The organism is Rhodococcus sp. NPDC003348 (genome assembly GCF_053589375.1).
On sequence record NZ_JBSFRT010000002.1, the window covers coordinates 1 to 11,818 of the forward strand.

Consider the following 11,818-nt stretch of genomic DNA (forward strand, 5'->3'; position numbering starts at 1 on the left):
CATCCGCCCACCCCCTACAAACCCCCCCCAATCAACACACTCTTCCCCCCCCCACCATCTCCCTATCTAGCGCAGTCTCGACCAGAGGGGTGTCCCTCGCCCGATCGGGCGAGGGACACCCCTTTTCGGCTATTCGGCGTCGAACGCGCGGGCGGCCAGGGACCGCACGATGCCGGCCCGGCCCTCGACGACGAGGCGGCGCAGCGCCGGCGGATGCTCGCCGGCCAGGAACGCGTCCGCCGCGGCCACCGAACCCTCGCTGATCGACCACGCCGGGTACAGCCCGACGACCACCGTCTGCGCGACCTCGCTCGAGCGGCGCTCCCACACGCCGGCGATGTCGGCGAAGTAGCGCGCCACGAACGGCTCCAGCAGTTCGCCCTGGCCGGGCCCGGCGAAGCCGCCGATGATGGACCGCGCCGTGATGTTCGCGACCGAGTCGTCGCCCACGACCGTCGCCCACGCCTGCTCCTTGACCGCGGCCTGGGGGCGCGCCGCCCGAGCCGCGGCCGCCGCCCGTGCCCCGGCCGCGGTCGGGTCGCGCTGCGCCTCGGCGTCGATGAACGGCGACTCGGGACCCTCCGAGTCGACCTCACCGGCCGCCGCCAGCGCGGTCACCACGCGCCAGCGCAGGTCCGTGTCGACGGTCAGTCCGGGCAGGCCGACCGTCTCCGGCGCGGCGTCCAGCAGTTCGGCCAGCACCTCGGTGTGCCACGGCGACAGCTGCGCCCCGGTCAGCGCGTTGACGAACGCGAGCTGGTGGTCGGAGCCGGCCTCTGCCTCTCGGGCCAGTTCGAGCAGCCGGTTCGCGAAATCCGGCCAGCCGGCCTCGGTGGCCCAGCCGGGTTCGGCATAGGACGCCAACGCGGTGTGCGCCTGCATAAGCAGCCGCTGCACGACACCCACCTCGGTCTCGGCGCCGATGCCGCGCTGCACCAGGGCGACGAAGTCACGCGCCTTGAGCTCGGCCTGCCGCGTCATCTCCCACGCCGCCGACCACACCAGCGTGCGGGGGAGCGGATCGACGATGTCGCCGATCCGGGCGATCGCGGTCGCGAGCGACTCGGGGTCGAGCCGCACCGAGCAGTACGTCAGGTCGTCGTCGTTGACCAGCACCAGCTTGCCGCGGGCATTGCCGACCAGCTCGGGAACCTCGGTGCGCGGACCCTCGATATCGAGTTCGATGCGCTCGGTGCGGACCAGCTTGCCGTGCGGGCCGTCGTCGTAGATGCCGATCGCGAGCCGGTGCACGCGCGTCTCGCCCGCCCCGGGTGCGGCACCGTCCTGCAGCACCGCGAACGAGGTGAAGTTGCCGTCGGCGTCAACCTCGAACTCGGGCCGCAGGATGTTCAGGCCGGTCGTCTTGAGCCACTGCGCACCCCAGTCGGACAGGTCGCGTCCCGACGAGCGCTCCAGGGCAGCGAGCAGGTCGTCGAAGGTGGCGTTGCCGTAGGCGTGCTCGGCGAAGTAGGCGCGCAGTCCCGCCAGGAACGGTTCCAGCCCGACGTACGCGACGAGCTGCTTGAGCACCGACGCGCCCTTCGCGTAGGTGATGCCGTCGAAGTTCACCTCGACGGCGGCGAGGTCGGGGATGTCCGCGGCGATCGGGTGGGTGGACGGCAGCTGGTCCTGCCGGTACGCCCATGACTTCTCGACGTTCGCGAAGGTCGTCCAGGCGTTGGTGTACTCGGTGGCCTCGGTCTGGCACAGCACCGACGCGAAGGTGGCGAACGACTCGTTGAGCCACAGGTCGTCCCACCACTTCATCGTGACCAGGTCGCCGAACCACATGTGCGCCATCTCGTGCAGCACCGTCTCCGCGCGGCGCTCGTACGAGTAGCGGGTGACCTTGGACCGGAAGACGTAGTCCTCGAGGAACGTCACCGCGCCCGCGTTCTCCATGGCGCCCGCGTTGAACTCGGGCACGAACAGCTGGTCGTACTTTCCGAACGCGTACGGAATCCCGAAGTTGCGGTGGTAGAAGTCGAAGCCCTGCTTCGTCTCGGTGAACAGGCGCTCGGCATCCATGTGTTCGGCGAGCGAGGAACGGCAGTAGATGCCGAGCGGAACGTGGCCGTGCTCGTCGGAGTACGAGTCGGTCCACTGCGCGTACGGTCCGGCGATCAGTGCCACCAGGTAGGTGCTCATGCGTGGGGTGGTGCGGAAGTGGTGCTCACCCGGCGTCGCGACCAGGGTCTCGACGGTCGCGGCGTTCGAGATCACCTTCCAGTCCACCGGCGCGGTGACCCGGATGTCGAAGGTGGCCTTCAGGTCCGGCTGGTCGAAGCACGCGAACATCCGCTTGGCGTCCGCGGTCTCGAACTGCGAGTACAGGTAGACCGCGTCGTCGGTGGGGTCGACGAAGCGGTGCAGTCCCTCGCCGGTGTTGGTGTACAGGCAGTCGGCGTCGATCACCAGCTCGTTGCGGGCCGCGAGGCCGGTGAGCGCGATCCCGGTTTCCTCCGAGTAGCCGGAGATGTCGACCGGGAGGCCGTTGAGGGTGGCCGAGTGCACGGTCTTCGCGATCAGGTCGATGAACGTCGCGCCGCCCTCGGAGGCGTCGAACGTGACCGTGGTGCGGGAGCGGAACGTGCTCTCGCCCGGGGCCCCGGCACCGTCGGTCAGGTCCAGGTCGACGGCGTAGTTGTCGACGGTCAGCAGCGCCGCGCGCTCTGCTGCCTGCTCGCGGGTCAGGTTCGGTGGGGCCACGTTTCGACGCTCCTCGGGATTGGATTCGGTAACGGACGACCCCTATCCCATCACGCGCGGGCGACGCGATCGACCGCTCACCCGAAGACGTCGTCCAGCGCGACCGCCGGATCGGTCAATCGATCGACGTCCACGGGCTGCCGGGAGCCGACGAGTTCCTTGACGTCGTCGGTGACGTCCCAGACGTTGACGTTCATTCCCGCCAGCACCCGGTTGTCCCCGTCGAGCCAGAACGCGACGAACTCGTGCCGGGCGGCGTCACCACGGACCGCCACCCGCGCATACCCGTGCGGGGCGTACCCGACGTACTCCATGCCCAGTTCGTACTGGTCGGTGAAGAAGTACGGCAGGTTCGTGTACTCGGCCGGGTGCCCGAGCATCGTCGCGGCCGCGACCGCAGGCTGGTTGAGGGCGTTGGCCCAGTGCTCGACGCGGATCCGGGCGCCGAGCACCGGGTGCTGCTGGGCGGCGATGTCGCCGATCGCGACGACATCGGGGTCGCTGGTGGTCAGGGACGCGTCGACGAGGACGCCCCCGTCGACGGCCAGACCGGCGCTCTCGGCGAGTTCGACGTTCGGTTGCGCGCCGACCGCGACCAGCACTGCGTCCGCATCGACCACCTCGCCGGTGCCCAGGCGCACCCCGGTGGCGCGCCCGCCGGCGACGACGACGGCGTCCACCGCGCTCTCGAGGCGCAGGTCGACACCGTGCTCGCGGTGCAGTTCGGCGAACAGGGTCCCCATCTCGGGACCGAGCGCCCCCAGCAGCGGGAGCGGCGCGGTCTCCACCACGGTCACCATGGCGCCGTGTCCGCGGGCGGCCGCGGCGACCTCGAGGCCGATCCATCCGGCACCGACGATCACCAGCCGAGCGCCGTGCCGCAGTGTCGCGAGGAGCGCGTCGGACTCGTCCACGGTGCGCAGGAAGTGCACTCCGTCGGCGCCGGAGCCGGGGATCGGGGGCCGTCGCGGTCGGGAACCGGTGGCCAGCGCCGCCTTGTCGTAGTGAACGGTGCTGCCGTCGGGGAGCGTGACGGTGTGGGCCGCGGGGTCGAGTGCGGTGACGGTGGTGCCCAGGCGCAGGTCGATGTGGTGGTCGCGGTACCAGTCGGAGGGGTGCACGGTGAAGTCGGCGAGTGGCTTGCCGCCGATCAGGTGGTCCTTCGACAGCGGCGGCCGCTCGTACGGCAGGTGCTCCTCCGCGCAGAACAGAACGATCCGGCCGTCGAAGTCCTTCTCTCGCAGTGCCTGTGCGAGTTTGGCGCCGGCGAGCCCACCGCCGACGATGGCAAAGGTCCGGCTCGTTGACATCGGTCACCCTCCGGGGTCCGCGGGTACGTCCGTACCTGTCGACCGTACTGCCCGGCCGCGGTGGGCGGGAAGCAAACGCGGCAGGTGTTGGTTGATCCCACAGGACGACTGTTCCCACCGACGAGTGATGGAGATGCGCGTGAGCGAGAGCCTGCAGAAGGACACCGCCGATTTCTGGTTCGACCCGCTGTGCCCGTGGTGCTGGATCACCTCGCGCTGGATTCTCGAGGTGGAGAAGGTTCGCGACATCGACGCCCGGTTCCACGTGATGAGCCTCGCGGTGCTCAACGAGGGCAAGGACCTCCCGGAGGAGTACCGCGCGATGATGGAGAAGGCGTGGGGCCCGGTCCGCGTCGCGATCGCCGCCGCGCAGGCACACGGGGACGAGGTGCTCCGCCCGCTGTACACCGCGATGGGCACCCGGATCCACAACGAGGGCAACAAGGACTTCGGTGTGGTGATCGCCGAGTCCCTCGCCGAGGTCGGGCTGCCCGCCGACCTGGCATCCGCCGCCGACACCGACGTCCACGACGAGGCGCTGCGCGCGAGCCACAAGGCGGGTATGGACGCGGTGGGCGACGACGTCGGTACCCCGACGATCCACGTCAACGGCGTGGCGTTCTTCGGTCCGGTGCTCTCGCGGATCCCGCGCGGCGAGGACGCCGGCCGGGTCTGGGACGGCGTCGTCGCGATGGCGTCCTACCCGCACTTCTTCGAGCTCAAGCGCACCCGCACCGAGGGCCCGTCCTTCGAGTAGCGGCGCTTCGCGCCCGTGCGCGCTTCCGGTGGCCAGGGCTACCGGAAGCGCGCACAGGTGGCGCGGCCGCCTAGATCATCGAGCGGTGGATGCCCTGCGGCTCGCCACCGAGCTCGGTGAGCGCGGACGCGTAGAAGATCGAGCCCGGCACGTGGATCGCGTGTGACAGGCCCGCGTGCGCGTCGCGCCAGAACCGCTGCAGCGGCAGCTTGTTCTGCAGCGCGCCGCCACCGGAACGGGCGAAGATCTCGTCCACTGCCCGCACCGCACGCCACGCGGCGGCGGTCTGGGTGCGCCTGCCGACGGCCCGCTGCTCGAAGGTGACCTCCTTGCCGCTGTCGGTGATGTCCCAGAAGCGGTCCACCGTCTCCAGGATCGCGGCGCGGGAAGCAGCGATCTCCGCGGCCGCCTCACCGATCGCGAACAGCACGTGCGGATCCTCCTTGATCGGCACGCCGGTGATCGCCACCCGGTTCTTCTGCGTGGCGATGTGGATCGCCAGGGCGCCCTCGGCGATGCCGATCAGCGAGGAGGTGATGCCGAGCGGGAAGATGCACGAGAACGGGAAGTTGTACAGCGTCTCGGGCCGGCCGGCGTTCTTCGGCGCGGTGCCGTCGTACACCGTCGCGGAGTCGATGGTCCGGTGCTCGGGAAGGAATGCGTTCTTGACGATCAGGTCCTTGCTGCCGGTGCCTCGCAGGCCCACGACGTCCCAGCTGTCCTGGTCGATCTCGTAGTCGCTGCGCGGCAGCAGCACGTGCAGGATCTTCGGCGGCATCTGCGGCTTGCCGTTCTGATCGCCGACCATCGCGCCGATCATCACCCACTGGCAGTGGTCGGTACCCGAGGAGAACGACCAGCGGCCGTTGAGGATGTAGCCACCGTCGGTCGGCACCGCGACACCCATCGGCGCGTACGGTGACGCGATCCAGGTGTCCTGGTCCTGACCCCAGACCTCCTCCTGCGCCTTTGGATCGAAGAACGCCATCTCCCACGGGTGCACGCCCACGATGCCGCTGACCCAGCCGGTGGCGCCGTCCATCGCGCCGATCGCCATCGCGGTCTCGGCGAACTCCCGCGGGTGCACCTCCAGGCCCCCGTGACTCTTCGGCTGCAGCATCCGGATCACGCCGGCATCCTTCAACCGCTTGGCGCTGGCGTCGGTCAGGCGCATCAGCTTGTCGCCCTCGACACCGTCCGCGCGGATCTCGTCCGCGTACTGCTCGATCCGATCCAGGACCTGCCCCATGACTTCCCTCATCTCTGACGTCGGTGGTCCGCTTCCTCCGGAATACTAGAACACGTTCTAGTTGGTTAGGGGCGAAAGAACACTCGCCCGTGCCGGGACCGGTCCCGGAGTGCGCTTGCCCGCCAGGTGAGCACCGGATGGCCGGCGAGCAGGTTCACCAGCCAGGGGAAGAATCCGGTCTCGGTGCGTGCGCGGTCGGCCATCTCGTGGAAGCCGACCAGTCCCAGCAGGTACTTGCCTGCGCCCATGACCCCGATCGCCCCGGCGGCGCCGTCGGGCCGGTAGCACAGGCCGTGGTTGTCGGCCGTGTACTCCTGCGCCCGTGAGAGCGCCGAGCCGAGCACCGGGATGTAGTTCGACGCGAACATCCCGAGCTGACGCCAGTAGGAGGCGTGCCCCGCAGCGATGTGCCCCACCTCGTGGCCGATGATGAACGCCAGGGCCTCCGGGTTGCGGGCCTGCCCGCCGACCTCGAACAGGTCGCTGTAGACCACCACGTACCGACGGAACCCGTGTCCGGAGGCGAACGCGTTGATCTGGCCGTTCCCGAGAACGACGTAGCCGTCCGGCACCTCGGCCATGCCGAAGCGAGCCGCGGCGTCGACGAGCATCCGGTATCCGTCGGGGAACTGTGTCGGCGACATCTTCACGCCGTTGACACGCTGCGCCGCGTACATCCGACCCCGTGCGAGGTACACCAGAACCGGGGCCGCCAGCAGGAGCGTCGCCACGTAGTCGAGACTGCCGCTCAGCAGCATGCCGAGCGCCGTCAGGTATGCGATTGCGGTGACCCCGACCGCGAGGACGAGCAGCGGATTCTCGAACCGGTGCCGGGCCGGCATCCCCCACGGAGACAGTCCGCGGGGCGGAACCACTTGCGGCGGTGGGAAACCCGGCGCAATCGGGGGCATGGGTGCGTGTCCCGGTGCGGGCGTGTACTGCTCCATGTGTTCCGACTGTAGGCGTGGGCGCCTCGTTCGCCCGGTTGCAGACCTGTCAGAATTGGGCCATGCGCGTATACCTGGGTGCCGACCACGCCGGCTTCGAGCTCAAGAACACCATCAAGGACCATCTGATCGCGAACGGGCACGAGGCCATCGACTGCGGGGCGCACGAATACGACGCCCTCGACGACTACCCGGCGTTCTGCATCGACGCCGCGCGCCGCGTCGTCGAGGACGAGGGCAGCCTCGGCATCGTGCTCGGTGGCAGTGGTAACGGCGAGCAGATCGCGGCGAACAAGGTGCCCGGCGCCCGCTGCGCGCTGGCGTGGAGTGTCGAGACCGCGCAGCTCGCGCGTCAGCACAACAACGCCCAGCTGATCGGAATCGGCGGCCGCATGCACTCGGTCGAGGAGGCGCTCGCGATCGTCGACGCGTTCCTCGCGACCCCGTGGTCGGAGGAGGAGCGCCACCAGCGTCGCATCGACATCCTCGCCGAGTACGAGCGCACCGGCGTCGCCCCCGCCGTCCCGGGCGCCGAGAACTAAACACGCATGCCCGAGGGGCACACCCTCCATCGACTCGCGCGGGAGCACCAGCGACACTTCGCCGGTGCTCCCGTTCGTGTGTCCAGCCCGCAGGGCCGGTTCGAGGCCGGCGCGGCAGCCGTCGACGGGCGCGTCCTCGAACGGGCCGAGGCCGTCGGGAAGCACCTGCTCCACCACTACGAGGGCGGCCGGATCGTGCACGTGCACCTGGGCCTGTACGGCAAGTTCACCGACCTGCCACTGCCGATGGGTGAGCCGGTCGGGCAGGTGCGGATGCGCATGGCCGGTGCCGACATCGGCACCGACCTCCGAGGCCCGACGGCCTGTGAGATCTACGACGAGCCCCAATTGCGCGCTCTCGAAAGCAGACTCGGCCCCGACCCTCTGCGTTCCGATGCCGACCCAGACCGGGCCTGGCGCCGGATCTCCAAGTCCCAGACCGCGATCGGGTCGTTGCTGATGGATCAGGCGGTGCTCGCCGGTGTCGGCAACGTGTACCGCGCCGAGGTCCTCTTCCGGCACGGCATCCACCCCGAGCGGCCCGGGTCGAAGATGAGTCGCGGCGAGTGGGACGAGATCTGGGCCGACCTGGTCGCGCTGATGGCCGTCGGCGTGGACGCCGGAGTGATGCACGTGGTGCGTCCCGAACACGACAACGGTGCGCCTGCCTACGCGGTGGACCGGCCGCGGACCTACGTCTACCGGCGCGTGGGGGAGTCGTGTCGGGTGTGCGGTACGCCCGTCCTGCACGCGGTCATGAAGGGCCGCAACCTCTTCTGGTGCCCGACCTGTCAGCCCGCCTGACGCACACAGCGGCCCGGGTCCGAGGACCCGGGCCGCTGCCGTTGTTCGTGACTCAGAAGTCGAAGCCGCCGTCGAAACCGCCGCCGTCGAAGCCGCCGCCGCCCCAGTCGCCGCCGCCCATGTCTCCGCCCCAGTCGCCACCGGCGTCGCCGCCCATGTCGCCACCGGCGTCACCGCCCATGTCGCCACCGTCGCCGCCGCCGGCCTCCAGTCCGTCCTGGTAGCCGTCGCCGTAGCCGTTCTCGAACGCCTGGGCGTCATACGGGACGCCGGACATGCCGCTGAACATCGCGGAGAACAGCATCATCGAGCCCAGACCCCACGCGCCGGCGACCAGCGCCGGCTTCCACCACGGCTCGGAGTACCAGCCGGCCGGGACCGGGCGGCCGGCAACCCGACCGCCGGGGTAGTAGTTCGGGGTGGCCGCGGACGGGTTCGGCGAGGCCGAGACCTGCCGGCCCTCGAACTCGATCTGCCGGTCCTCGGTGACCTGGCCCGCGGACTTCTGACCGTCGATGCTTGGCACCTCGGGGCCGGGGTCCATGCCCATCGCGGTTCGTGCGGCGCGGATGTAGTAGAGGCCCTCGAGCGCGGTCTGCTTGGCGAGGCGTGCCTGTGCCGGGGTGTTGGCCTGCTCGATCTGCGAGCCTGCCGCGGTGTAGCGCTCGGAGGCGTCGGCGAGCGCCTGCTTGGAGGCGTCGTCGGTGCCGGTCAGGTTGTAGACCTGCCCGCCGAGCCGCTCGATCGACTGCCGGGCGTCGGCCTTGGCGTCCTCGAGTTGGTTTGCGGTGTGCCCGGCGGTCTTCTTCTGGCTCTTCATGACCAGGTAGACGACGGCGCCGAGGACGACGAGGATCAGGAGGAGTTCCACGCGAGACCTTCCAGTCGAACCAGGCCCGACACGCTTTCGAACGCGGCGGGGCGATGATTCGAGCACAGGGACAAATCGGACAATCACAGGATACCGGTGATTCGACACCGCCTCCTGTTCTCCTATCGTGAAACGCCGGAGTTGTCGGTGGCCGATGCGAACATGTGTTCGTGTCCAACCCCGAAGCGCATGAGGCGTCGATCCTGCACGCCGATCTCGACGCCTTCTACGCGTCGGTCGAGCAGCGGGACGACCCGTCGCTCCGCGGAAGGCCGGTGATCGTCGGCGGCGGGGTGGTCCTCGCCGCCAGCTACGAGGCCAAGGCCTTCGGTGTGCGGACCCCGAGCAACGGTGCCCAGGCGCTGCGGCTGTGCCCGCAGGCCGTGGTCGTGCGGCCTCGGATGAAGGCGTACGCCGAGGCAAGCAAGGCCGTGTTCGAGGTATTCCGGAACACCACCCCGCTGGTGGAGGGCATCTCGATCGACGAGGCCTTCCTCGATGTCGGGGGCCTGCGCCGGGTGTCCGGCACTCCGGTCGAGATTGCCACCCGGCTCCGGCGTGAGGTCCGTGAACAGGTCGGGCTGCCGATCACCGTCGGGATCGCCCGCACCAAGTTCCTCGCCAAGGTGGCCAGCGCCGTCGGCAAACCGGACGGGTTGCTGCTCGTCCCTCCGGATCGTGAGCTCGAGTTCCTGCACCCGCTGCCGGTCGAGCGGTTGTGGGGTGTCGGTGCGGTGACGTCACGCAAGCTCCGCGATTACGGCATCGCCACGGTGGGGCAGATGGCGGCCCTACCGGAACGCGAGCTCGCCGCCGTGGTGGGGCAGGCGGCGGGACGACACCTGCACGCGTTGGCCTGGGCGCGGGACCCGCGCCGCGTGCAGACGGGCGCCCGGCGACGCTCCATCGGCGCCCAGCACGCCCTCGGGCGCCGGCCGCGATCCCAGGATGAGATCGACGTCCTCGCCGCGGCACTGGTCGACCGCGTCACCCGTCGACTGCGCCGAGCAGGCCGGGTCTGCCGCACCGTGGTGGTGCGGATGCGGTTCGCGGACTTCACCCGAGCCACCCGCTCGTTCACGCTGCCGCAGGCGACGGCGCGCACCGAGACGATCCTGTCGGCGGTGCGGGCCCTGCTCGACCAGGCGCGGCCGCTGATCCTCGGTCAGGGGCTGACGCTGATCGGGGTCGCACTGACCAATCTCGACCGCGAGGGCGCCGAGCAGCTGGCGCTGCCGTTCGACGCCGGGGTCGGGGCGCCCGAGCGGGCGTCGCGGGACGTCACCGCCCTCGACACCGCACTCGACTCGGTGCGGGATCGCTTCGGCGCGGTGGCCGTCACACGGGCCGCGCTGCTCGGGAAGGATCGGGGCCAGAGCGTCCCGATCCTTCCCGACTGACATCAGGCGTTCGCGGCCGCCTCGTTGAGCTGCTCGAGGGTGCCGGTGGCCTCGAGGTACTCCTGCACCCACCGCTCGATCACCGCGGAGGTCTTCTCGACCTTGGTGAACTGGCCGACGACCTGGCCGACCGGGTTGAATGCGACGTCGACGGTCTCGTCCGGGTACTTGTGGGTGGCTGCGACGGCCATCCCGGACACCATGTACTGCAGCGGCATGCCGAGCGGCTCCGGGTTGCCCTCCGTCTCCCACGCCTCGGTCCAGTCGTTCCGCAGCATGCGGCACGGCTTCCCCGTGAACGAGCGGCTGCGGACCGTGTCGCGGCTGGAGGCGTCGATGTACGCCTGCTGCTGGACCGTGGTGTTCTCGGCCTCCTCGACCATCAGCCACTGCGAGCCGGACCAGGCGCCCTGGGCGCCCAGGGCCAGCGCCGCGGCGATCTGCTGACCGCTGCCGATGCCGCCCGCGGCGAGCACCGGAACCGGTGCGACCTCCTTGACGACCTGCGGCCACAGCACGATCGAGCCGACCTCGCCGCAGTGGCCGCCACCCTCGCCGCCCTGCGCGATGATGATGTCGACGCCGGCGTCCGCGTGCTTGCGGGCCTGGTACGGCGAGCCGCACAGCGCCGCGACCTTGCGGCCCGCGTCGTGGATGTGCTTGATCATGTCGGCAGGCGGCGTGCCGAGGGCGTTCGCGATCAGCGTGACCTTCGGGTGCTGCAGCGCGACCTCGACCTGCGGGGTCGCCGTGGCCTCGGTCCAGCCGAGAAGCTGCAACGCGTTCTCGCTGCCGTCGTCGGGCAGGGGCACGCCGTGGTCGGTGAGGATCTTGCGTCCGAACTCGAGGGTGGACTGCGGCACCATCGACTGGAGCATCTTCGTGAGCTCGTCGGCGGACAGGTTCGAGTCCATGCCCTCGTACTTGTTCGGGATGACGATGTCGACGCCGTACGGGTGGTCGCCGATGTGCTCATCGATCCACTTCAGTTCGATCTCGAGCTCCTCGGGAGTGAACCCGACCGCGCCGAGCACGCCGAAGCCGCCGGCCTTGCTCACGGCGACGACGACGTCACGGCAGTGGGTGAACGCGAAGATGGGGAACTCGATGCCGAGTTCGTCGCAAAGCGGGGTGTGCATACGACATTCCTTCACTGAGGCGGATGGCAGACTGAAACATGTTCCACCTTAAGTGGAGCGGCTTCCGGATTGGGGCGGTCTGCGCATCGT

The 11,818-nt window shown here is 69.8% G+C and carries 10 protein-coding genes; 4 read left to right on the forward strand and 6 right to left on the reverse strand.

What is annotated here, in order from left to right:
* Nucleotides 1–129 precede the first annotated feature (129 nt).
* Both pepN and ACWDU4_RS01430 read right to left on the reverse strand, forming a co-directional pair.
* Nucleotides 130–2,709 carry an aminopeptidase N gene (gene pepN, locus ACWDU4_RS01425; RefSeq protein ID WP_450112062.1) on the reverse strand — a complete coding sequence of 860 codons (2,580 nt, stop codon included), beginning with the start codon at nt 2,707–2,709 and terminating at the stop codon, nt 130–132.
* Nucleotides 2,710–2,786: 77 nt separating this feature from the next.
* Nucleotides 2,787–4,019, reverse strand: a complete 1,233-nt coding sequence (locus tag ACWDU4_RS01430) for an NAD(P)/FAD-dependent oxidoreductase (RefSeq protein ID WP_450112063.1) — start codon at nt 4,017–4,019, stop codon at nt 2,787–2,789.
* A gap of 133 nt (nt 4,020–4,152) precedes the next feature.
* Here ACWDU4_RS01430 and ACWDU4_RS01435 point away from each other — a divergent pair, with 133 nt between their 5' ends.
* Nucleotides 4,153–4,776, forward strand: a complete 624-nt coding sequence (locus tag ACWDU4_RS01435) for a DsbA family oxidoreductase (protein WP_450112064.1) — start codon at nt 4,153–4,155, stop codon at nt 4,774–4,776.
* 70 nt (nt 4,777–4,846) lie between these two features.
* Here ACWDU4_RS01435 and ACWDU4_RS01440 read toward each other — a convergent pair whose 3' ends face one another.
* Both ACWDU4_RS01440 and ACWDU4_RS01445 read right to left on the reverse strand, forming a co-directional pair.
* Nucleotides 4,847–6,025: an acyl-CoA dehydrogenase family protein gene (locus ACWDU4_RS01440; RefSeq protein WP_450112065.1), complete on the reverse strand. Its 1,179-nt coding sequence runs from the start codon at nt 6,023–6,025 to the stop codon at nt 4,847–4,849.
* Nucleotides 6,026–6,090: 65 nt separating this feature from the next.
* On the reverse strand, nt 6,091–6,972 hold the full coding sequence (locus tag ACWDU4_RS01445) for a M48 family metallopeptidase (protein WP_450112066.1): 882 nt from the start codon (nt 6,970–6,972) through the stop codon (nt 6,091–6,093).
* A 62-nt stretch (nt 6,973–7,034) separates the two neighbouring features.
* Between ACWDU4_RS01445 and ACWDU4_RS01450 the strand changes: the two genes are divergently transcribed.
* The gene (locus ACWDU4_RS01450; protein ID WP_450112067.1) at nt 7,035–7,514 is read left to right on the forward strand and encodes a ribose-5-phosphate isomerase; all 480 of its coding nucleotides are present in this window, start codon (nt 7,035–7,037) and stop codon (nt 7,512–7,514) included.
* Nucleotides 7,515–7,520: 6 nt separating this feature from the next.
* A complete protein-coding gene (locus ACWDU4_RS01455) occupies nt 7,521–8,318 on the forward strand; it encodes an Fpg/Nei family DNA glycosylase (protein WP_450112068.1) in 798 nt (265 codons plus the stop codon).
* Between the two features lie 52 nt (nt 8,319–8,370).
* Here ACWDU4_RS01455 and ACWDU4_RS01460 read toward each other — a convergent pair whose 3' ends face one another.
* Complete coding sequence (locus ACWDU4_RS01460; protein ID WP_450112069.1) at nt 8,371–9,189, reverse strand: DUF1542 domain-containing protein; 819 nt, start codon at nt 9,187–9,189, stop codon at nt 8,371–8,373.
* Between the two features lie 164 nt (nt 9,190–9,353).
* Between ACWDU4_RS01460 and dinB the strand changes: the two genes are divergently transcribed.
* Nucleotides 9,354–10,589, forward strand: coding sequence for a DNA polymerase IV (dinB, locus tag ACWDU4_RS01465; protein WP_450112070.1), 1,236 nt, complete (start codon nt 9,354–9,356; stop codon nt 10,587–10,589).
* 2 nt (nt 10,590–10,591) lie between these two features.
* Here the strand turns inward: dinB and ACWDU4_RS01470 are convergent, their stop codons facing one another.
* Nucleotides 10,592–11,728, reverse strand: a complete 1,137-nt coding sequence (locus tag ACWDU4_RS01470) for a nitronate monooxygenase (RefSeq protein ID WP_450112071.1) — start codon at nt 11,726–11,728, stop codon at nt 10,592–10,594.
* Nucleotides 11,729–11,818 lie beyond the last annotated feature (90 nt).